The following is a 22,349-nucleotide window of genomic DNA, read 5'->3' as shown; positions in this document are numbered from 1 at the left end:
AAAAGGCGTTAGACAGGAAAGGAGGATGCTTATGAAGAAAGGATGTATCTTATGTTTGCTGATAAGCGTGATTAGCCTTCCGTTAATTGCGCAGAATATTATTTATTCCAACCTGAAAGAGTTGCTGACTCAACATGGCGATACCACTGCTGTGTTGCGTGTAGAAAAACGTTCCAGAAATCAGATTGTATTAACAGGAGGGGCTGATTACCGGATAACGGCCGGTGATGACGAGTCGATGTGCCGGCGTTTGAAGAAGCGTTGTTTTGCTGTGCGTGACGAAAAAGGAAATTTATATTTGAACTGTCGTAAGTTGCGCTATAAGAAATTGCGTTTTGGAGCATGGTATGCTCCTGCTGTTCAGTTAGGCAAAAACATCTATTTTTGTGCGATGCCTTTAGGATCAGTCATCGGAGGCAACTTTGTGGAAGAAGATGATGTAAAACTAGGAGGAAATATAGGCGATGCTCTTGCCGCTTCAAGTCTGGTTACAAAACGTGTTTGCTATGAATTGAATGGTGAAACGGGAAAAGTCGACTTTCTGGGGAAAGATAGAATGCTGCAATTATTGAAGAATTATCCGGAACTGAAACAAGCATATTTGAAAGATGATAGTCAGGAGGCAAAGCATACTTTTAAATATCTGTTAGAGTTGCAGAATAAACAAAAGAAATAATTCCATTAGTTTCGGTTGGTATCGTATGAAAAGCCCTATCAATAATACAATCATCTATATAATGATATTATTGAGATGCGGGTTACGCTAGTTATACAAATTCCACCGATTCCATAGTGTTGAAAAGGGCTGCTATTTGCTTTACTAAAGATTCTCTTTTATTTTAATGAAAGGGTTCTTACCAATGATCCTTCCATTCATTTTAATGAAAAGTTTTAGTGAAGCTCCGCCATTCGTTTTAATGATAGCTTTGCTATTTACCGTAATGCCAACCCTGCTATCTACTTCAATGAAAGATCTATCTATCTGTTTTGACAAAACGGCCTGTATTCGTGCCTGTATAAAAGTATAAGAGAGTTTTGACATCGCTTGTGTCTTGTTCTTCTATCAAACTGTAAATGTAATAATACCTTTCTGATAATAAATCTGTCAAATCTCTTGTCTTTTATCTTCTTTTTTTCTATCTTGCGAAGAGTTATAAGACTGTATTGCTTACAGTTTGTAATCCTTAATTCTGTTTATTATGAGAATAACTCTTGGCAACACACTACCTCCTTATCCGGATTTTGTAGAAGGTATCCGGAGAGCTCCCGACCGTGGTTATACACTTACCCCGGCGCAGACAATCACTGCATTAAAAAACGCTTTGCGTTATATTCCTACCGAGTGGCACGAACAATTGGCTCCTGAATTGATGGAAGAGCTACGCACTCGCGGGCGGATTTACGGATACCGTTTCCGTCCTGCCGGCGACCTGAAAGCCAAACCGATTGATGAGTACCGGGGGCAATGCATTGAAGGCAAAGCTTTTCAGGTAATGATTGACAATAACCTTTGCTTCGATATAGCATTATATCCCTACGAACTAGTCACTTACGGTGAAACCGGACAAGTCTGTCAAAACTGGATGCAATATCGGCTGATAAAACAATACCTCGAAGAACTTACCCAAGAACAGACGCTGGTTATTGAGTCCGGACATCCATTAGGGCTTTTCCGCTCCCGTCCCGATGCTCCCCGCGTTATAATAACCAATTCGATGATGATCGGGCAATTCGACAATCAACATGATTGGCATATTGCTGCCCAGATGGGAGTTGCCAATTACGGGCAAATGACCGCTGGCGGCTGGATGTATATCGGTCCTCAAGGAATTGTGCATGGCACTTTCAATACCCTCCTCAATGCCGGGCGATTGAAACTGGGGATTCCCCAAGATCAGGATCTGCGGGGACATTTATTTGTATCTTCCGGCTTGGGAGGAATGAGCGGCGCACAACCCAAAGCGGCGGAGATAGCAGGAGCAGTCTCCATCATAGCCGAAGTAGATAGTTCGCGTATTGAAACCCGCCACCGCCAGGGATGGGTGGGACACGTGACTGCGGATATAGCCGAAGCATACCGGATGGCATCTCAAGCAATGCAACGTCGTGAACCCTGCTCGATAGCCTATCACGGCAATGTCGTAGATCTGCTCGAATATGCCGAACGCGAAAGAATTCCTATTGAATTATTATCCGATCAAACCTCCTGTCATGCCGTTTACGAAGGCGGTTACTGCCCTGTCGGACTAACTTTTGAAGAACGCACACGCCTTCTTCACGAATCTCCGGAACAATTCCGTCACTTGGTAGATATATCCTTGCATCGTCATTTCGAAGTTATTAAGAAACTCGTAGCCCGCGGAACTTATTTCTTTGATTATGGAAACTCCTTCATGAAAGCTATATACGATGCCGGAGTAAAAGAAATTTCCCGTAATGGTGTTGATGAAAAGGACGGATTTATCTGGCCAAGCTATGTTGAAGATATTATGGGACCCCAACTCTTTGATTATGGCTACGGTCCGTTCAGATGGGTTTGCTTGAGTGGCAAACACGAAGATCTGATAAAAACAGACCACGCAGCTATGGAATGTATCGACGTCAATCGGCGCGGTCAGGATCTTGACAATTACAACTGGATACGGGATGCCGAAAAGAATCAGCTCGTGGTGGGTACACAGGCACGTATTCTGTATCAGGATGCAGTTGGGAGAATGAACATAGCCCTCCGTTTCAATGAGATGGTCCGCCGGGGCGAAGTAGGTCCTATCATGCTGGGACGAGACCATCACGATGTAAGCGGAACGGATTCTCCTTTCCGGGAGACATCGAATATCAAAGACGGAAGCAATGTGATGGCAGATATGGCTGTGCAATGTTTTGCCGGAAATTGTGCCCGCGGAATGAGCCTGGTAGCTTTGCACAATGGTGGGGGAGTCGGTATTGGCAAAGCAGTCAATGGCGGCTTCGGTATGGTATGCGACGGTAGCGAACGGGTAGATGAAATACTTCGTTCGGCAATGCTCTGGGATGTGATGGGCGGAGTAGCCCGTCGCTCATGGGCGCGTAATCCGCATGCGATGGAGACAAGCGAAGCATTTAATGACTCCCATGCAAGAGACTATCAGATAACAATGCCGTATGTAGCAGACGAAGAACTTATAAAGAAGATAGTCCCATATATTGTGGGAAAATAGTATCACATATTATGGGAATTTATTCTCTTAATATGAGAGAATAAATTCCCATAATATATGGACTGTTTAAACATATAGCTGTTTAGTATAAACCATGCGGTGATTCGGTATGAAACTCGTGTGAACCGTGCTTGATTATATAAGGACTATTGGGCAAGAGCACTTGTTTAATGTAAAACATATAGTTATCCAGTTGAATATAACCTCTATAATAGTAGATATTTGATATGAGTTGGAATAAAATTATTGAATGCGTCCCCAATTTTAGCGAGGGACGTGATTTAGAGAAAATAGATCAGATAGTAGCCCCTTTCCGTATTAAGGCCGGAGTAAAACTGCTTGATTACAGTAATGATGAAGACCATAACCGTTTGGTTGTAACCCTTGTCGGCGAGCCGGAAGCTCTGTACGAAGCAATTGTTGAAGCCGTCGGCGTGGCTGTCCGTTTGATAGACCTGAATCAGCATACCGGGCAACATCCCCGTATGGGAGCAGTCGATGTCATCCCTTTCATCCCGATTAAGAATACCAGCATGGAAGAAGCCGTCGAACTATCCAAGAAAGTAGCCGCAAAAGTAGCCGAGATCTATCATCTTCCTGTCTTCCTGTATGAGAAGTCCGCAACTGCGTCGCATCGGGAAAATCTCGCTTCCGTTCGTAAAGGAGAATTTGAAGGCATGGCCGAAAAAATCAAACTACCCGAATGGCAACCAGATTTCGGACCTGCCGAACGTCATCCAACCGCAGGTACAGTCGCCATCGGAGCCCGTATGCCGCTCGTAGCCTACAATATCAATCTTAGTACAGATAATCTGGAAATAGCTACCAAGATAGCAAAGAATATCCGTTATATTAACGGAGGGCTCCGTTATGTGAAAGCAATGGGAGTGGAGCTAAAGGAGAGAAACATCACCCAAGTATCCATAAACATGACCGACTATACCCGTACTGCCCTTTACCGCGCCTTCGAACTGGTACGTATCGAAGCCCGCCGCTATGGTGTTACGATTGTCGGTAGTGAAATCATCGGTCTCGTACCGATGGAAGCCCTGATTGATACAGCTTCCTATTATCTCGGACTCGAAAACTTTTCCATACAACAAGTTCTGGAAGCTCGTATCATGGAATAGCCGGTAAAGAAATATGTTAGCGAATATTCAATCCAAATCAGAACGGATGTTTACAGGGGGAACCTGCCCTGATAAAAAACAACAGATCAAGAAGCAGGATGAATGAAACAAGAATAAACCAAGATAATTCGGATAATTTATGAGTGAAAACCTAATCATATTCAATGCCCGTATTGTAACTCCCATCGGCTTTTCCGCCCGTAAAGGCGAAGAAATGTCCCAACTGCAAGTCATAGAGAACGGAACCGTGGAAGTCACCAAAGGAATCATCACCTACGTTGGTGAAAACCGTGGCGAAGACCGCGACGGTTACTACCAACACTACTGGCATTATAACGCTCGCGGACACTGCCTTTTGCCCGGCTTCGTTGATTCCCATACCCATTTCGTGTTTGGCGGCGAACGTTCCGAAGAATTCTCCTGGCGTCTGAACGGCGAAAGCTATATGTCGATTATGGAGCGGGGAGGCGGAATTGCAAGCACCGTAAAAGCCACCCGGCAAATGAACTTCCTGAAACTTCGTTCAGCAGCTGAAGGCTTTCTGAAAAGAATGAGCACAATGGGCGTAACCACCGTAGAAGGTAAAAGCGGCTACGGACTGGATCGGGAAACCGAACTATTACAGCTAAAGGTAATGCGTAGCCTGAACAACACCGAGCATAAACGTGTCGATATAGTCTCCACCTTTCTCGGTGCCCATGCCCTTCCCGAAGAATATGCAGGAAGAAGCGACGAATACATCGACTTCCTGATTCGTGAAATGCTTCCCCTTGTTCGTGACGGCGAACTGGCAGAATGTTGTGATGTCTTTTGCGAACAAGGCGTTTTCTCTATCGAACAGTCCCGCCGCCTGCTTCAGGCAGCCAAGGAACACGGCTTTCTGTTGAAACTCCACGCTGACGAAATCGTCTCCCTCGGTGGAGCTGAACTGGCAGCCGAACTGGGAGCACTGTCTGCCGATCACCTCCTGCACGCTTCCGATGCCGGCATCCGTGCAATGGCCGATGCCGGAGTAGTAGCCACCCTGTTACCTTTGACAGCTTTTGCTCTGAAAGAACCCTACGCACGCGGTCGTGAAATGATTGACTCCGGCTGTGCGGTAGCACTTGCCACCGACCTGAATCCCGGCAGTTGTTTCTCCGGTTCTATCCCGCTGACCATTGCTCTGGCCTGCATCTATATGAAAATGAGCATCGAAGAAACCATCACCGCCCTGACCCTGAACGGAGCTGCCGCCCTTCAGCGAGCCAACCGGATTGGAAGCATCGAAGTAGGCAAACAAGGCGATTTTATCGTCCTCAATTCCAACAACTATCATATTCTACCTTATTATATAGGCATGAACTGTGTAATCATGACTATTAAAGGTGGCATGTTATATCCCGTCGCTTAATAGTTGACCAACTCATTCATTAATCACTTAAAACAAAATACCATGTTAGCAGATTTAACCGTAAAAGATTTCTTAGATAAAGTAGCTTGCAGCGATCCTGTACCCGGTGGAGGTAGTATTGCCGCTTTGGATGGAGCACTGGCTTCCGCCCTTTCCACAATGGTAGCACGGCTCACCGTAGGAAAAAAGGGATACGAAGCCAGTGAAGAAGTAATGCAGCACGCACAAACTATCACCCTCCGTCTGCTGGACGAATTTATTGCACTTATCGATAAAGATTCCGCTGCCTACAACGAAGTCTTTGCCTGCTTCAAACTTCCTAAAACAACCGACGAAGAGAAAGCCGCGCGAAGTGCCGCCATTCAGGAAGCAACCAAACAAGCCGCCCTCGTTCCGTTGGAAGTAGCCCGCAAAGCCCTGGATATGATGTCCGTCATAGCAGATGTTGCCCGCTTGGGCAACCGCAATGCCGTCACAGATGCCTGTGTAGCCATGATGGCCGCCCGTTCTGCCGTATTGGGAGCCTTGCTGAACGTCCGTATCAACCTCGGTTCGCTCAAAGACAGAGATTTTGTCTTCCAACTGCAAACCGAAGCCGATACAATCGAGCAAACCGCCTGCTGGAGAGAAAAAGAATTGTTGGATGCCGTAAATCAAGACTTGCGCGTATGAGTAAGAATGTATATCATATCGGTTCCGGAGCATTGACCTTCGAAATCATCGAACGAATTATCAACGAAAACCTAAAACTGGAACTAGCTCCCGAAGCCAAGTTGCGCATCCAGAAATGTCGTGACTATCTCGACCACAAAATAGCTTCTTCCGAAGAACCGCTGTACGGTATAACAACCGGTTTCGGCTCTTTATGTACCAAAAATATTTCTCCCGACGAACTCGGTACGCTTCAGGAGAACCTGATAAAAAGCCATGCTTGCAGCGTAGGCGAAGAAATCCGCCCCGTCATCATCAAACTGATGATGCTTCTCAAAGCCCACGCCCTCTCATTGGGACATAGCGGCGTACAAGTAATCACCGTGCAGCGCATCCTCGACTTCTTCAACAATGACGTCATGCCTATCGTCTATGACCGTGGCTCCCTTGGAGCCTCCGGCGACCTTGCTCCGCTCGCCAATCTTTTCCTCCCCCTGATTGGTGTCGGCGATGTCTACTATAAAGGGAAAAAGTGCGAAGCCATCAGCGTACTTGACGAATTCGGCTGGGAACCCGTCAAACTAATGAGTAAAGAAGGACTGGCCCTGCTCAACGGCACCCAATTTATGAGCGCCAACGGTGTATTCGCTATGCTCAAAGCCTTCCGCCTCTCAAAAAAAGCCGACCTCATAGCCGCCCTTTCCCTCGAAGCCTTTGATGGTCGTATCGACCCGTTTATGGACTGCATCCAGCAAATCCGCCCCCATCAGGGACAAATCGAGACAGGCGAAGCCTTCCGCAAACTACTGGCCGGTAGCGAACTTATCGAACGTCACAAAGAACACGTTCAAGATCCCTATTCCTTCCGCTGCATCCCGCAGGTACACGGTGCCACGAAAGACGCCATCCGCTACGTTGCCTCCGTATTGCTGACTGAAATCAATTCCGTCACGGACAACCCCACCATCTTCCCCGATGAAGACCGGATCATCTCCGGCGGAAACTTCCACGGGCAACCGCTTGCCATCTCTTATGACTTCCTTGCCATCGCTTTGGCCGAATTGGGAAATATCTCCGAACGCCGTGTCTCCCAACTGATTATGGGACTCCGCGGACTACCTGAATTCCTGGTTGCCAACCCCGGTCTGAACTCCGGCTTCATGATTCCGCAATATGCCGCCGCTTCGATGGTCAGCCAGAATAAAATGTACTGCTATGCGGCTTCGAGCGACTCCATCGTCTCCTCCAACGGACAGGAAGACCACGTAAGCATGGGCGCCAACGCCGCTACCAAACTTTATAAAGTGATGGACAACCTGGAACATATCCTTGCCATCGAACTGATGAATGCTGCACAAGGCATTGACTTCCGTCGTCCGCTGAAAACTTCTCCCGTTCTTGAACGTTTCCTTCATGCCTATCGGAAAGAAGTGCCTTTTGTGAAAGATGATATCGTGATGTACAAGGAGATACATAAAACAGTCGCCTTCCTGAAGAGGACACAAATTGACTATTGACCATAAACCAACCCTTTTTCGCTTTTCGTTAATAATGGTGACTGTTGTTGCCGGGTAAGTGTTGATTCTATCGACATTTATCCGGCATTGGTCGATTATAATCCCTCTGCCGGCGATAAAACTTTACTTCGTATTCCCCTCATTCCTACCTTTGCCCTATGTTTGTTCCGTATTTCCTATTAACACTTGTTTTCATTTTACTCTATTGAATGATAATAATTCCCAAATGCATTATAAATAGAAGGAAACTTGATTTGTTAATTGAGTTTTCTATATATCTTTGTTCCGTTTTTCCTTTGGAAATGAAAAGAAAACGAAAACTGCATTTTAATAAAATAGAAAAACGGATGATGGCAGAGCATGGAAAAGACGCTTCCCAACGGGTAGAGTTAAGAGAACGGATCATAACGGCAGCAACAGAAGCTTTTACTTCAAAAGGCATCAAGAGTATTACGATGGACGACATTGCAGCAGCATTAGGAATATCCAAACGTACCCTCTATGAAGTCTTTTCGGATAAAGAATCGTTGTTGAAAGAATGTATACTGAAGGCACAGGCCGACAGAGATAAGTACTTACAGAAAATCTTTGAACAGTCGCATAATGTGTTAGAGGTAATACTTGCAGTCTTTCAGAAAAGTATTGAGGTGTTCCATCAGACGAATAAACGCTTTTTTGAAGACATCAAGAAATATCCGAAGGTATATGAGATGATGAAGAACCGGCAGGACAGCGATTCGCAGAAAACGATGTCCTTCTTCAAGACGGGAGTAGAGCAGGGCATCTTTCGTCCGGATGTGAACTTCGCTATCGTTAATTTGCTGGTACGAGAGCAGTTTGACGTACTTCTGAATACGGATATCTGCAATGAATATCCTTTTATTGAAGTGTACGAATCCATCATGTTTACTTATATACGCGGCATCTCCACCGAAAAAGGAGCAAAGGTACTGGAAGACTTTATACAAGAATATCGTAAGAACCGCATCGCAGATTAGAGCAAAAGTGAGGTTTTATTGACAAACAAGTAAGATTAAATTAGAAATTCAGTTTATGAACAAGATGAAAAGATTGGCAGGTAAGAAGATTCTTCTGGTAGCTGTGGCACTCTGTGCATTTGGTTTTGCAAAGGCGCAGGACACACAGGCGGAGAAGAATATACTAACCTTAACCTTAGACAAAGCCCTGGAAATTGCATTGGATGAGAATCCGACAATAAAAGTGGCAGAAGAAGAAGTTGCATTAAAGAAAGTTGCCAGTAAAGAAGCCTGGCAAAGTCTGTTGCCGGAGGCTAGTATTGCCGGTTCAGTAGACCATACCATTAAAGCGGCTGAAATGAAATTGAACGATAACGTGTTCAAGATGGGGCAAGACGGTTCGAACACCGTTAATGCGGGGTTGAGTATTAATCTGCCACTCTTTGTGCCGGGCGTTTATCGTGCCATGTCGATGACAAAGACGGATATTGAACTGGCAGTAGAGAAGTCACGCGCTTCCAAACTGGATCTCGTGAATCAGGTGAGCAAGGCTTATTATCAGTTGATGCTTGCGCAGGACAGCTATGAAGTGCTTCAAGGCAGTTATAAACTGGCAGAAGATAACTACAATGTGGTGAATGCCAAATATCAGCAGGGAACTGTGAGCGAATATGACAAGATCAGTGCGGAAGTGCAGATGCGCAGTATTAAACCGAACTTGATTTCGGCAGCTAATGCGGTGACTTTGGCTAAGTTGCAGTTGAAAGTCCTGATGGGGATCACAGCCGATGTGGAGATAAAGATTAACGATAGTCTGACCAACTATGAGACGGCCATGTTTGCCAACCAGTTGAGAGAAGAAAATGTAAATCTGGACAACAATACCACCATGAAGCAGTTGGACTTGAACATGAAGTTGCTTGAAAAGAACGTAAAGTCTTTAAAGACAAACTTTATGCCGACTCTTTCAATGAGTTTCTCCTACCAATATCAATCACTGTATAATCCGAATATCAATTTTTTCAATTACAACTGGAGTAACAGTTCCAGCCTGATGTTCAATCTTAGTATACCTTTATATAAGGCAAGTAACTTTACGAAAGTGAAATCCGCCCGTATACAGATGCGCCAGCTCGATTGGAACCGTATCGATACGGAAAGACAATTGAATATGCAGATTGTCAGTTGTCGCAATAACATGAGTGCCAGCACAGAGCAGGTAGTCAGTAACAAGGAAAATGTGATGCAGGCAAAGAAAGCGGTAGTGATTGCCGAAAAACGTTATGATGTAGGTAAGGGGACGGTGCTCGAACTGAACAGCTCCCAAGTGTCGCTGACACAGGCACAACTCACCTATAATCAGTCCATATACGATTACCTGGTTGCTAAGGCAGACCTCGATCAGGTTCTGGGAAAAGAATAAAGATAGACAACTAAAAAATTACAATTAAGGAATATGAAAAGAAGTATCCAATTGGTAGCCCTGCTGTTAACTGTGTTTATGGGCTCATGTACAGGTGGAAAAGACAAAGCGGCTGCGGAACATGTGGACGCGAAGCCCATTGTGAAGCTGGCAGACGTAAAAGCCCGTCCCGTAGATCAAATACAAGATTACACAGCGACGGTGGAAGCTGAAGTAAAGAATAATATAGCCCCTTCGTCTCCCGTACGTATCGACCAGATTTTTGTGGAAGTAGGCGACCGCGTATCCAAAGGCCAGAAACTTGTGCAGATGGATGCAGCCAACCTGAAACAGACGAAGCTGCAACTAGATAATCAGGAAATAGAATTCAACCGTATTGACGAATTATATAAAGTGGGCGGTGCGTCCAAATCAGAGTGGGATGCTTCGAAGATGCAACTCGATGTGAAGAAAACCGCTTATAAGAATCTGCTGGAGAATACCTCTTTGCAAAGCCCTATCAACGGTGTGGTCACTGCACGCAACTATGATAATGGCGATATGTACAGCGGTGGAGAACCCGTACTTGTAGTAGAACAGATCACTCCGGTGAAACTCCTGATTAACGTGTCCGAAACCTACTTCACGAAAGTGAAAAAAGGTACTCCTGTCGACGTGAAACTCGATGTATATGGCGATGAAGTATTTACAGGAACCATCAATCTGATTTACCCTACCATAGATGCCACTACCCGTACATTCCAGGTAGAGATCAGACTGGATAATAAAGACCAGCGTGTGCGTCCGGGAATGTTTGCCCGTGCGACATTGAACTTCGGTACAGCAGAAAACGTCGTTGTTCCCGATTTGGCAATCGTTAAGCAGGCAGGTTCCGGTGACCGTTATGTATTCGTTTATAAAGACGGTAAAGTATCTTATAATAAGGTCGAACTGGGTAGACGCATGGGTACGGAGTATGAGTTGAAATCCGGTGTACCGGATAACTCACAGGTGGTAGTTGCCGGACAGTCACGTTTGGTGAATGGTATGGAAGTAGAGGTGGAAGCCTCTTCCCAGTCTTCTTCCAAATAAGAGGTGTTCAGTACCTTTCGCCCGATGCTTTTATTAATTAACCTGATTTCAAAACGATCTTCCGGCTCCCTCTTTTGGGGAGAGGAGCAGGGAGAGGCTTTTAAATAAAATAACATGAGTTTATACGAAGGCGCGGTTAAGAAACCGATTATGACCTCCCTCTGCTTCCTGGCAGTGGTGATTTTTGGTCTTTTCTCTTTGTCCAAGTTACCTATCGACTTGTATCCGGACATTGACACGAATACAATCATGGTAATGACCGCTTATCCCGGAGCAAGTGCTTCGGATATAGAAAATAATGTGACTCGCCCGCTCGAAAATACGTTGAACGCGGTGAGCAACCTGAAACATATTACCTCCCGTTCTTCCGAGAATATGTCATTGATTACATTGGAGTTCGAGTTTGGTAACGATATTGACGTTCTGACCAATGATGTGCGTGATAAACTCGACATGGTAAGTTCGCAGCTTCCCGATGATGTCGAGAATCCGATCATCTTCAAATTTAGTACGGACATGATTCCTATCGTGCTGCTTTCCGTACAGGCCAATGAAAGTCAGTCAGCCCTTTATAAGATATTGGACGACCGTGTGGTAAACCCGCTGGCGCGTATTCCGGGAGTCGGAACCGTGTCTATCAGTGGTGCGCCGCAACGTGAGATTCAGGTCTATTGCGACCCCAATAAACTGGAAGCCTATCACCTGACTATCGAAACAATCAGTTCCATTATCGGCGCCGAGAATAAGAACATTCCCGGTGGTAACTTCGATATCGGTAGTGAAACATACGCGTTGCGTGTAGAAGGTGAATTCGATGATTCCCGACAGTTGGCAGACGTAGTGGTAGGTACGCATAATGGGGCAAATGTCTTTTTGCGTGATGTAGCCCGAATCGTCGATACTGTGGAAGAACGTGCACAGGAAACCTATAACAATGGTGTGCAAGGTGCGATGATTGTTGTTCAGAAACAGTCGGGAGCCAATTCGGTAGAAATCTCCAAGAAAGTGGCCGACGCATTGCCGAGGCTTCAGAAGAACCTGCCGAGTGACGTGAAGATCGGTGTCATTGTTGATACCTCCGACAACATTTTGAACACCATCGACAGTTTGACGGAAACCGTTGTTTATGCCTTGCTCTTCGTTGTCATCGTCGTGTTCCTTTTCCTGGGACGCTGGCGTGCTACATTGATTATCTGTATCACCATTCCGCTTTCGTTGATTGCCTCGTTCATTTACCTGGCGATTAGTGGAAATACGATTAATATCATCTCGCTTTCATCACTTTCTATCGCTATCGGTATGGTAGTGGATGATGCGATTGTGGTACTTGAAAACGTAACGACCCATATCGAGCGTGGCTCCGATCCGAAACAGGCAGCCGTGCACGGAACAAATGAGGTGGCAATTTCTGTAGTCGCTTCTACGCTGACCATGATTGCCGTGTTCTTCCCGTTGACAATGGTAAGCGGTATGTCCGGTGTACTTTTCAAACAGTTGGGTTGGATGATGTGTGCCATCATGTTTATTTCTACGGTCGCCGCACTATCTTTGACTCCGATGCTCTGTTCCCAGTTGCTTCGTTTGCAGAAGAAACCATCGAAGATGTTCAAGCTCTTCTTTACTCCGATAGAGAAAGCACTCGACGGGCTCGATACCTGGTATGCGAAGATGCTGAACTGGGCTGTACGTCATCGTCCGATTGTCATTGTGGGATGTATTGCTTTCTTCGTTATCAGTTTAATGTGTGCAAAGGGTATCGGTACGGAGTTCTTCCCGGCACAGGATAACGCCCGTATTGCCGTGAAGTTGGAGCTGCCGATCGGTACACGAAAAGAGATAGCGCAGGAACTTTCAGAGAAGTTGACTAACCAATGGCTGACGAAGTATAAAGACATCATGAAAGTCTGTAACTATACAGTCGGCCAAGCTGACTCTGATAATACCTGGGCATCTATGCAGGACAACGGGTCGCATATTATTTCGTTCAACATCAGTTTGGTGGATCCGGGCGATCGTGATATCACTTTGGAAGCAGTCTGTGATGAGATGCGTGAAGATTTGAAAGCCTATCCGGAATTCAGTAAAGCACAGGTAATCCTCGGAGGTAGCAACACAGGTATGTCCGCACAGGCTAGTGCCGACTTTGAGGTTTACGGATATGATATGACGGTAACCGACAGCGTGGCAGCTCGTCTGAAACGTGAATTGCTGAAAGTGAAAGGTGTGACCGAGGTAAATATCAGCCGTAGTGATTATCAGCCGGAATATCAGGTAGACTTTGACCGTGAAAAACTGGCAATGCATGGTTTGAATCTTTCAACTGCCGGTAACTACCTGCGTAACCGTGTCAATGGTGCGGTAGCGTCTAAATATCGTGAAGACGGAGATGAGTATGATATCAAAGTGCGTTATGCGCCTGAATTCCGTACAAGTCTGGAAAGTCTCGAAAATATTCTCATTTACAATGCGCAAGGACAATCCGTTCGTGTGAAAGATGTCGGAAAGGTAGTCGAACGTTTCGCGCCTCCTACTATTGAACGTAAAGACCGCGAACGTATTGTAACCGTTTCCGCAGTAATCTCCGGTGCTCCGTTGGGCGACGTAGTAGCTGCCGGTAATAAGGTGATAGATAAAATGGATCTTCCGGGAGATGTCACCATTCAGATTTCCGGTTCATACGAAGACCAGCAGGATTCGTTCCGCGATTTGGGAACACTTGCCATCCTGATTGTTGTGCTCGTATTTATCGTGATGGCAGCACAGTTCGAGTCACTGACCTATCCGTTCATTATTATGTTCTCCCTGCCGTTTGCTTTTAGCGGTGTCTTGATGGCACTATTCTTTACGAACAGTACATTGAGTGTCATGAGTTTGTTGGGAGGTATCATGCTGATTGGTATTGTGGTGAAGAACGGTATCGTGCTTATCGACTACATCACCCTTTGTCGCGAACGTGGACTGGCAGTGTTGAACTCTGTAGTAACCGCTGGTAAGAGCCGTCTCCGCCCGGTATTGATGACCACTGCCACTACCGTTCTTGGTATGATTCCGATGGCTATCGGTGGCGGTCAGGGTTCTGAAATGTGGAGTCCGATGGCGATTGCCGTAATCGGTGGTTTGACGATCTCTACTGTTTTGACATTGATTTTGATTCCTACTCTATATTGTGTATTTGCAGGAACAGGTATTAAGAACCGTCGTCGTAAGCTCCGTCGTCAACGTGAATTGGATGTTTACTTCCAGGCGAATAAAGACAGTATTATTAAGAAATAATAAAGAAAAGAAATATGAAATCAGTATTGATAACATTCGATCAGGCTTATTACGAACGAATCATGGCATTACTCGACCGTTTGGGTTGTCGTGGTTTTACGTACCTTGAGAAAGTACAGGGACGTGGTTCGAAAACAGGCGATCCGCATTTCGGAAGCCATGCCTGGCCAAGTATGTGCTCGGCTATCTTGACGATAGTAGACGATAGCAAAGTCGATCCGTTGCTCGACACCTTGCATATAATGGACTTGGAAACCGAACAATTAGGTTTGCGTGCATTTGTGTGGAACATTGAACGGACGATCTGACCGATGTCCGGCATGTAAATAAGTAAAAAGGGAGAATCTCATAAATAATGTAGATTCTCCCTTCTTTTTTATTGCTTTTCTCTATCTTTGCAGCCTGAAAATGTCCGGCACCGATGAAGGCCTCCTCCGGCACCGATGAGGAGATGGTTCGGCACCGAGGAAGAGGTAGCTCGGCACCGGGTAAAAACAAGAACTAAAATAGTGCCTATATCTACTTGTAAAGATGGAGATAATAAAGAATTATTTGAAATATTCGTTGTGGTTCGTACTGATTGTGTTTGCAGTCTTACTCGGGCTTCATTGGCTTCCGGCGCTGACTATTGACGGGCACACGATGAGGCGTGTAGACCTTTTGAGCGACCTTCGTTATCCGGAATCAGAGACTGCCGCAGCTGATTCGGACAGCATCCCTTTGCCTCCTGTTGTAAAACCTGCCTTTGTAGATACCTGTCGTACAGGTATGACTTGCATTGAAGATTACAGTGATTCCACTCTCCGGGGGATGACTCCTTTTTATAAAGCACTCGACCGTGTCTCTTCCGATGACTCCGATGACAAACAGGTGCGTATTGCCGTATTCGGAGATTCCTTTATCGAAGCGGATATCTTTACGGCTGACTTACGCGAAATGCTTCAGAAACAATTCGGCGGTTGTGGTGTAGGTTTTGTTACCATCACTTCCATGACAAGCGGTTACCGTCCTACGGTGCGACATACGTTTGGCGGATGGTCCAGTCATGCGGTAACAGACAGTGTCTATTTCGATAAGAAGAAACAAGGCATATCCGGTCATTATTTCGTTCCCCGCAACGGAGCTTATGTAGAACTGCGCGGGCAAAATAAATATGCCTCCCTGCTCGATACTTGCCAGCGTGCCTCCATCTTCTTCCATAGCAGAGACTCCGTCCTCCTTTCTGCCCGTGTGAACAAAGGAGAAAACAAGAATTATTCATTAGGCCCTTCCGACGGATTGCAGCAAATCCAGGTGGACGGGCGCATCGGCTCTATCCGTTGGACAGTAGACCGTGCAGACTCTACATTGTTCTATGGTTTGGCAATGGATGGAAAGAAAGGAATCATTCTCGACAACTTCTCGTTGCGTGGCAGTTCCGGTCTTTCTCTGCGGGGCATTCCTCCACAGATGTTGAAACAGTTTAACCGTCAACGTCCTTACGACCTTATTATCCTCGAATATGGTTTGAATGTAGCTACCGAACGGGGACGTAATTATGATAACTATCAAAAAGGACTGCTCACAGCTATCGAGCATTTGAAAGAATGTTTCCCACAAGCAGGAATCCTGTTGTTGAGCGTCGGCGACCGTGATTCTAAAAACGAGAACGGTGAACTTCGTACCATGCCCGGTGTGAAGAATCTGATTCGTTATCAGCAGAACATTGCTGCTGAAAGCGGCATTGCATTCTGGAATATGTTTGAAGCAATGGGCGGAGAGGGCAGCATGGCAAAACTCGTTCATGCCAAACCCTCTATGGCAAACTACGATTATACACATATAAATTTCCGTGGCGGCAAGCATTTGGCGGGACTACTTTATGAAACGATGATTTATGGTAAGGAACAATACGACAGGAGGCGTGCTTATGAGCAAGAATAATCTGCAGTCTGTCTTTATTCTTATTCTCGCCGGTATGTTGAGTGTTCCTTGTTTCCTTGCGGAAGCAATCGCACAAGATCGTATACCTGTATGTCCTCCACTGGGAAAGACCGCAAAACTTATAAAGCCCTTACGGGAAATGAACTGGGCGAATGATACGATCACTGTACAAATATCCTTCCCTTCAGCTTTCCGCGAAACTGGTCGGAACGAAGTTATTGACAGCATCGCTCTGCTGGCTCCCGTCTTCGAACATCTCCGCCAAGTGCGTGCCGGACTCTCCGAAGATACAGTCCGCATCGTTCATATTGGCGACAGCCATGTACGTGGGCATATCTACCCTCAAACCACCGGTGCCCGTTTGACAGAAACTTTCGGTGCTGTTTCTTATATAGATAAAGGCGTCAACGGAGCTACTTGCCTTACCTTTACCCATCCGGATCGTATTGCCGAAATCGCCGCCCTGAAGCCCGAATTGCTGATTCTCTCTTTCGGAACCAATGAAAGCCATAACCGGCGTTATAATATAAATGTGCACTACAATCAGATGGATGAACTGGTGAAACTGTTGCGCGACAGTCTTCCTAACGTACCCATTCTTCTGACTACCCCTCCCGGTTCTTATGAAAGTTTCCGGCAGCGAAGGCGTAGACGCACGTATGCCATCAATCCACGTACAGCGACAGCAGCGGAAACCATTCGTCGTTATGCAAAAGACCATCGTCTGCTCGTGTGGGATATGTACGATGTAGTCGGAGGGAAGCGCCGTGCCTGCACGAACTGGACAGACGCAAAACTGATGCGCCCCGATCATGTACATTATTTACCCGAAGGATACATCCTGCAAGGAAATTTATTATACCAAGCACTTATCAAAGCATATAATGACTATGTTTCCCATTGATATAGATTTCAGTAGACTGAAAGAGGTACTTACCTACGATCCGCAAGCGCCAATGATATTCAGCAGCGGTATTTTCCTTTGGTTGTTCGCTGCTTTCATGGTGGTGTATGTGTTGTTACAACGCAAATACACCGCCCGTATCATGTTTGTTACTCTCTTCTCCTATTATTTTTACTATAAGAGTAGCGGCACCTATTTTTTCCTGCTTGCCATAGTCACCGTTGCCGACTTTTTCCTTGCGCAACTTATGGATCGTGCAGAGGGTTATTGGAAACGTAAAGGATTGGTCGCTTTGAGTTTGGGAGTTAATTTAGGACTTCTTGTCTATTTCAAATATACCAATTTTCTGGGTGGAGTGATTGCGTCATTGATGGGAGGAGAATTTACCGCTCTCGATATATTCCTGCCGGTCGGCATCTCCTTTTTCACTTTCCAGTCATTGAGCTACACCATCGACGTTTACCGAAAGGAAATAAAGCCATTGACCAATCTTTTGGACTATGCCTTCTACGTATCTTTCTTCCCCCAATTGGTGGCAGGACCTATCGTGCGTGCCCGCGACTTTATCCCGCAAATCCGGAAACCCCTATTCGTCTCGCAGGAAATGTTCGGACGCGGAATTTTTCTGATCGTTTCCGGTCTTTTCAAAAAAGCCATCATATCCGATTATATCAGTATCAACTTTGTGGAACGTATTTTTGACAATCCTACTCTCTATTCCGGTGTTGAGAATCTGATGGGAGTCTATGGTTATGCTTTGCAAATTTACTGTGACTTTTCCGGATATAGCGACATGGCTATCGGTATCGCCTTATTATTAGGCTTCCATTTCAATCTCAACTTTAATTCACCTTATAAGTCTGCCTCTATTACGGAATTTTGGCGTCGTTGGCACATCTCTTTATCCAGTTGGCTAAAAGATTATTTATACATTTCTCTGGGAGGAAACCGAAAAGGTAAATTCCGGCAATATCTCAACTTGATAATTACCATGTTCTTGGGCGGTCTGTGGCATGGTGCATCTTGGAATTTCGTACTGTGGGGAACCTTCCACGGTGTTGCTTTAGCATTGCATAAAATGTGGATGACAATCACCGGACGTAAGAAAGGAGAGGAGAGTCACGGTTGGCGCCGTGTGTTTGGAGTAATTATCACTTTCCATTTTGTCTGCTTCTGCTGGATATTCTTTCGCAATGCCGATTTCCAGAATTCAATGGATATGCTGGGACAGATATTCACCACTTTCCGTCCGCAACTGTTCCCGCAATTACTAGAAGGATATTGGAAAGTGTTTGCGTTGATGTTGCTTGGCTTCCTGCTTCATTTTGCTCCCGATAGTTGGGAAAATGCAGTTTGTCGAGGAGTGATCCGTTTGCCTTTCGTAGGAAAAGCTGTTTTGATGGTAGCTTTGATTTATCTGGTTATTCAGATGAAGAGTTCGGAGATTCAGCCGTTCATATATTTCCAATTCTAATTAGTTGAATTTACTTTTGTACATTGGTTTAAAACCAAGAATCCGTTTCTCACCGAGAAACAAGTGTTTCCACACCGAGGAAACTACAGTTTCTCGGTGAGGAACAAATTGTTGGTTAAAATGCGGAAATGAAGTTTCCAATAAGTTTCTCTAATAAATCTACCCCTGCACTGTTGTATGGCAAAGGTAGACTTATTAGAGAAATTATAGAATATCGATTGGCTTTGCTGTTGCTAATTCAACGGAATGTCTTTGATGCAACGTAGCCGATTTTTATCTGTAGAGGTTTTATTAGCACCTTCGTATATAGTAAGACCATAATTTACATCAATAAGACCACTCGTGGCTTTGTCTAGAGAGTATAAAGTAGAACTTTGTTCTGTGGAACTCCAATATCCATTACTGAGATAATTCGCCGCTTTTGCCTCGTATAACTTCTGAAAACCTGTTTCTGAAGAAAACCGTTCTAATTCGTGAGCGAATACTAAAATCATGGATAATTCTCGACTATTTGGCACGCGCCAACTTCCGGGCTCGTCTTTCCCGCTCTTACCTTTATAGGCATAACATCCGGTATTCATTGCTTTTGATGGGATATTCCAGCCTTGACTATTGGCAGTATTGAGTCTTCCGTTCGCTTCAGCCCAAGTCATTGTGATACTATTGGATTGTGGAGTACCTTCAGTGTCTTGAAGTATACTGCTTGCAGAGTTACTTTTCGTGTCGCCATCATTATATACGTCTGTAGGTGATACGATAAATCTTGGTGAAGAAAAAGAGGACACTAAAGTTTGGAGTGTGACGGTAGTAGTAGTCTTACTCGGCGGATAATTTTTTCTTCCGCGGAAAACTTTTTTACCTAATGGTTGGGAAGCATCTTTTTGAGGGTTCTCCGGGTCATATTCCGTACCTTTTGTAGAATAACTGTATAGGTCCAGTTCCTCATATAGCTCGGTTTTCCCTTCTGCAGTGGTTCTATCTGTGATTCCGTAAGGCAGAGTTGATAAATCTATCAGGGCATAGGTGTCTCCATTGTCTATATATGTGGTTACTTTGGTTCCTGTTTTTCTTTCTGGAGGAACAGGTATGTCTCTGACACAACGAACCCATTTCCAACTGTTTTTACCTGTGTTGCTGGAATACCAGCCTCCCCCCTCCATCATCCAACCGGTAGCTAGGGTTGCATTACGTTCCAATGCTAATGCGTTCGGGGCATCATAAATAATAGTTCCTGCGGAGGTCAGTATCCCGAATGCCTGATATGTGGATGGCAAATACCATTCAAATTCATTCTTTTCAGGATCATCCGGTAGATAATCTATCACACCGTTTCCGTTTTTATCTCTGTTTAAATCATGACAGAATCTTGCCTGGAAACTATTATAGTAATTATATTGATATAAATCTATATTACCATTGATTTTCCGCATAGGTGGAATGATGCTTTCTTGCCCATTATTAACAACATAGTTCTTAGGGTTTGTTGCTAAATTGAATGTTGCTTGCTTGCCGTTCATAAAACTGCGGTAGTTTGTCTCGGGATCTTCTCCTTCCTTCCATACATAATTGGTCATGACATTATAATATCCGGAGTACATGTAGAATGCTGTTGCTATTTCATCGTCAATTTGGAAATTATTCTCATTAAATGCATCAATGATGAGTCCCTCTGTGTATTGTCCATTCTCTATTTCACCGCCAAATAGACCGACATAATGTCCTTGTTTTTGCTTAATGGTATACTTCCCTTCTCGTTTTTGGGAGGTTCCTTCAGCGGTAATATCTTCGGTCGTTACTTTTACATAGAGAGTTCGTTCAGATACGAAATTGGTCGGCAGGTAGTTTGTAGCAGCATTATAAACCTTGTTTCTATCGAATTCGGGGTCTGTAATCACTCCATTCTCGTCAGTGATATACTCGTCTGCATATAGGTATAGTTTGAACCGTGTCGGTACGAAAATATTAGTTTCTATCTGGTTTGTGAGCACATTTGCGCCACCATTACGTACCACCTCCGTATAATTGGGGTATGCTGACAGTTGAAGCCAGTTTTCCGTTGCAGAGTTCATGTTGGCTAATTGCGTACATTGTGCATCCTTATAAATGCCGACAGTCACCTTACGCCCTTGTGCATAGATGATAACAGGCCGCCATCCGTAGTGAGCGTCAAAATATACATTGGTTTTTCCGGTTATTGTTCCAGTTCCGCTTCCGCTGCTTGTGGGATAGGAAGAGGATGAAAGATAAACTTTCTGGACGGCTGTGTAGGAGCGGATACGTCCGTCATTAAGATCTACAGAATTGATGATTGTTCGAAGATCATAGTAGCTGTTTATTTCCACATCGAAATTGTTTGTGTTGTTATTTCCAACGTATATCTGGTGAACTGTATAGAGCTTTCGGTCACTTTTAGAATATGACCACGCTTCGATATTTGTGCCGGCTTCGGGTGCTTTTCCCGATCCGTCAGTCACTTTCCGATATCTGTCTCTTTCTGATACTATATCTGATATGGTTCCTTGTTTATTTTGCGCAACATACCATTGCGATGTGAAGAAACCATCCGTGTCCTTGTCCGCATCCCCGAAAGCATTGTCGCTTTCCAGGTCTGCCATCGGGATATTGTCTATTACGTCTTTATCTGCTGATGCGGGATTGATACACAGTTTGGTTGGTACTTTGAGCAGTCTCATGCCTTCAAGCGTGTTTTCCGTGACATCGAATTTGTGCTTCAGTGTGATGCGTGATACCAGACGTTTGACTTCTATGCCACCGGAGAAACCATCAGGTGTGCCGTAAACAATCTCACCGTTGTCGCTATTTCCTGTTTTATTTACGCTGATACCTTTCGCGGCTCCGGCGTATGGGATTTCGCTCTCATTGGTTATCCGCGAATAATAGAGTCCGTTTCTGTTGTCGACATAGTCCAGTTGCAGGTTTTCAAGTTCCTTGATAGTCCGTACTTCCATCAGATTGCTCGCTACGGTTACTTTTTTGCCAAGTGCTACAATGTAGAGTGTCTGGTCAGTACCTACACGTAGCGTGACGTTTAATAGAGCCATTTCGTTTACCATCGTCACCTGGTCGGATACTTGCTGGGGCGAACCATGTATGGAGCCGTCACTATGAAACTGAAATAACCACAGATTATATAGCTCTGCCACCTCACCCGACCGCGTTTTTGTCAGAGACGCCTCTTTGAAGAATTCTACAGAGAAAGCATTATCAGTGGACATACTTCTCGATTGTAGTTCCTGCGGACTCGAAGCCGGAGGTATCTTAAAGCTAAGTTCTACTTTTACGCTTTCGCCTTCTTCTCCATTGCGGGAGGATGACAAAAGTTCTTCTCTGACACATGAGGTCAGAGCCATTATTGCCATTACTATGATTATGTTTGTTATTCTGTTTTTCATTGT

The 22,349-nt window shown here is 45.0% G+C and carries 15 protein-coding genes; 14 read left to right on the top strand and 1 reads right to left on the bottom strand.

All coding sequences use genetic code 11. The features are described 5' to 3' along the window. Nucleotides 1–31 precede the first annotated feature (31 nt). From KFO40_RS05920 to KFO40_RS05855, 14 genes are all read left to right on the top strand, one after another. Complete coding sequence (locus KFO40_RS05920) at nt 32–676, top strand: DUF6563 family protein (RefSeq protein ID WP_004313462.1); 645 nt, start codon at nt 32–34, stop codon at nt 674–676. A gap of 523 nt (nt 677–1,199) precedes the next feature. Further along, nucleotides 1,200–3,197: a urocanate hydratase gene (locus KFO40_RS05915; protein ID WP_015531719.1), complete on the top strand. Its 1,998-nt coding sequence runs from the start codon at nt 1,200–1,202 to the stop codon at nt 3,195–3,197. 227 nt (nt 3,198–3,424) lie between these two features. Then, complete coding sequence (gene ftcD, locus KFO40_RS05910; RefSeq protein WP_211146190.1) at nt 3,425–4,327, top strand: glutamate formimidoyltransferase; 903 nt, start codon at nt 3,425–3,427, stop codon at nt 4,325–4,327. A 139-nt stretch (nt 4,328–4,466) separates the two neighbouring features. Next, nucleotides 4,467–5,720 carry an imidazolonepropionase gene (gene hutI, locus KFO40_RS05905; RefSeq protein ID WP_211146189.1) on the top strand — a complete coding sequence of 418 codons (1,254 nt, stop codon included), beginning with the start codon at nt 4,467–4,469 and terminating at the stop codon, nt 5,718–5,720. A 42-nt stretch (nt 5,721–5,762) separates the two neighbouring features. After that, the gene (locus KFO40_RS05900) at nt 5,763–6,392 is read left to right on the top strand and encodes a cyclodeaminase/cyclohydrolase family protein (RefSeq protein ID WP_009040606.1); all 630 of its coding nucleotides are present in this window, start codon (nt 5,763–5,765) and stop codon (nt 6,390–6,392) included. Then, nucleotides 6,389–7,888 (top strand): histidine ammonia-lyase, encoded by a 1,500-nt coding sequence (gene hutH, locus KFO40_RS05895; protein ID WP_004313467.1) that lies wholly within the window; start codon nt 6,389–6,391, stop codon nt 7,886–7,888. The genes KFO40_RS05900 and hutH overlap by 4 nt, the downstream gene beginning before the upstream one ends. Before the next feature lie 347 nt (nt 7,889–8,235). After that, nucleotides 8,236–8,886, top strand: coding sequence for a TetR/AcrR family transcriptional regulator (locus KFO40_RS05890; protein WP_008023025.1), 651 nt, complete (start codon nt 8,236–8,238; stop codon nt 8,884–8,886). Between the two features lie 55 nt (nt 8,887–8,941). Then, a complete protein-coding gene (locus KFO40_RS05885; RefSeq protein WP_004313469.1) occupies nt 8,942–10,288 on the top strand; it encodes a TolC family protein in 1,347 nt (448 codons plus the stop codon). A 33-nt stretch (nt 10,289–10,321) separates the two neighbouring features. Further along, entirely contained in the window at nt 10,322–11,359 is a 1,038-nt protein-coding gene (locus KFO40_RS05880; protein WP_008645763.1) for an efflux RND transporter periplasmic adaptor subunit, read from the top strand. Nucleotides 11,360–11,473: 114 nt separating this feature from the next. After that, nucleotides 11,474–14,632, top strand: a complete 3,159-nt coding sequence (locus KFO40_RS05875; RefSeq protein ID WP_015531715.1) for an efflux RND transporter permease subunit — start codon at nt 11,474–11,476, stop codon at nt 14,630–14,632. Between the two features lie 14 nt (nt 14,633–14,646). After that, a complete protein-coding gene (locus tag KFO40_RS05870; RefSeq protein WP_008023018.1) occupies nt 14,647–14,940 on the top strand; it encodes a PG0541 family transporter-associated protein in 294 nt (97 codons plus the stop codon). 223 nt (nt 14,941–15,163) lie between these two features. Continuing rightward, complete coding sequence (locus tag KFO40_RS05865; protein WP_211146188.1) at nt 15,164–16,555, top strand: SGNH/GDSL hydrolase family protein; 1,392 nt, start codon at nt 15,164–15,166, stop codon at nt 16,553–16,555. Then, the gene (locus tag KFO40_RS05860) at nt 16,509–17,459 is read left to right on the top strand and encodes an SGNH/GDSL hydrolase family protein (RefSeq protein ID WP_192918806.1); all 951 of its coding nucleotides are present in this window, start codon (nt 16,509–16,511) and stop codon (nt 17,457–17,459) included. Before KFO40_RS05865 ends, KFO40_RS05860 begins: the two co-directional genes overlap by 47 nt. After that, nucleotides 17,446–18,933 carry an MBOAT family O-acyltransferase gene (locus KFO40_RS05855; RefSeq protein ID WP_117809747.1) on the top strand — a complete coding sequence of 496 codons (1,488 nt, stop codon included), beginning with the start codon at nt 17,446–17,448 and terminating at the stop codon, nt 18,931–18,933. The genes KFO40_RS05860 and KFO40_RS05855 overlap by 14 nt, the downstream gene beginning before the upstream one ends. A 233-nt stretch (nt 18,934–19,166) precedes the next feature. Here the strand turns inward: KFO40_RS05855 and KFO40_RS05850 are convergent, their stop codons facing one another. Beyond that, nucleotides 19,167–22,346 carry a DUF4906 domain-containing protein gene (locus KFO40_RS05850; protein WP_120144851.1) on the bottom strand — a complete coding sequence of 1,060 codons (3,180 nt, stop codon included), beginning with the start codon at nt 22,344–22,346 and terminating at the stop codon, nt 19,167–19,169. Nucleotides 22,347–22,349 lie beyond the last annotated feature (3 nt).

Origin of the sequence: Bacteroides sp. 1001302B_160321_D4 (assembly GCF_015667765.1) — a bacterium.
Classification (GTDB): domain Bacteria; phylum Bacteroidota; class Bacteroidia; order Bacteroidales; family Bacteroidaceae; genus Bacteroides; species Bacteroides xylanisolvens.
The sequence above is the reverse complement of the archived record's forward strand: the minus strand, read 5'-3'. Positions and strand labels throughout refer to the sequence as shown.

Bases quoted from the DNA above. Each gene is read 5' to 3' on its own strand.
- KFO40_RS05920 (WP_004313462.1), top strand. From the start codon at position 32: ATGAAGAAAGGATGTATCTTATGTTTGCTGATAAGCGTGATTAGCCTT.
- KFO40_RS05915 (WP_015531719.1), top strand. From the start codon at position 1,200: ATGAGAATAACTCTTGGCAACACACTACCTCCTTATCCGGATTTTGTA.
- ftcD (WP_211146190.1), top strand. From the start codon at position 3,425: ATGAGTTGGAATAAAATTATTGAATGCGTCCCCAATTTTAGCGAGGGA.
- hutI (WP_211146189.1), top strand. From the start codon at position 4,467: ATGAGTGAAAACCTAATCATATTCAATGCCCGTATTGTAACTCCCATC.
- KFO40_RS05900 (WP_009040606.1), top strand. From the start codon at position 5,763: ATGTTAGCAGATTTAACCGTAAAAGATTTCTTAGATAAAGTAGCTTGC.
- hutH (WP_004313467.1), top strand. From the start codon at position 6,389: ATGAGTAAGAATGTATATCATATCGGTTCCGGAGCATTGACCTTCGAA.
- KFO40_RS05890 (WP_008023025.1), top strand. From the start codon at position 8,236: ATGATGGCAGAGCATGGAAAAGACGCTTCCCAACGGGTAGAGTTAAGA.
- KFO40_RS05885 (WP_004313469.1), top strand. From the start codon at position 8,942: ATGAACAAGATGAAAAGATTGGCAGGTAAGAAGATTCTTCTGGTAGCT.
- KFO40_RS05880 (WP_008645763.1), top strand. From the start codon at position 10,322: ATGAAAAGAAGTATCCAATTGGTAGCCCTGCTGTTAACTGTGTTTATG.
- KFO40_RS05875 (WP_015531715.1), top strand. From the start codon at position 11,474: ATGAGTTTATACGAAGGCGCGGTTAAGAAACCGATTATGACCTCCCTC.
- KFO40_RS05870 (WP_008023018.1), top strand. From the start codon at position 14,647: ATGAAATCAGTATTGATAACATTCGATCAGGCTTATTACGAACGAATC.
- KFO40_RS05865 (WP_211146188.1), top strand. From the start codon at position 15,164: ATGGAGATAATAAAGAATTATTTGAAATATTCGTTGTGGTTCGTACTG.
- KFO40_RS05860 (WP_192918806.1), top strand. From the start codon at position 16,509: ATGGTAAGGAACAATACGACAGGAGGCGTGCTTATGAGCAAGAATAAT.
- KFO40_RS05855 (WP_117809747.1), top strand. From the start codon at position 17,446: ATGTTTCCCATTGATATAGATTTCAGTAGACTGAAAGAGGTACTTACC.
- KFO40_RS05850 (WP_120144851.1), bottom strand. From the start codon at position 22,346: ATGAAAAACAGAATAACAAACATAATCATAGTAATGGCAATAATGGCT.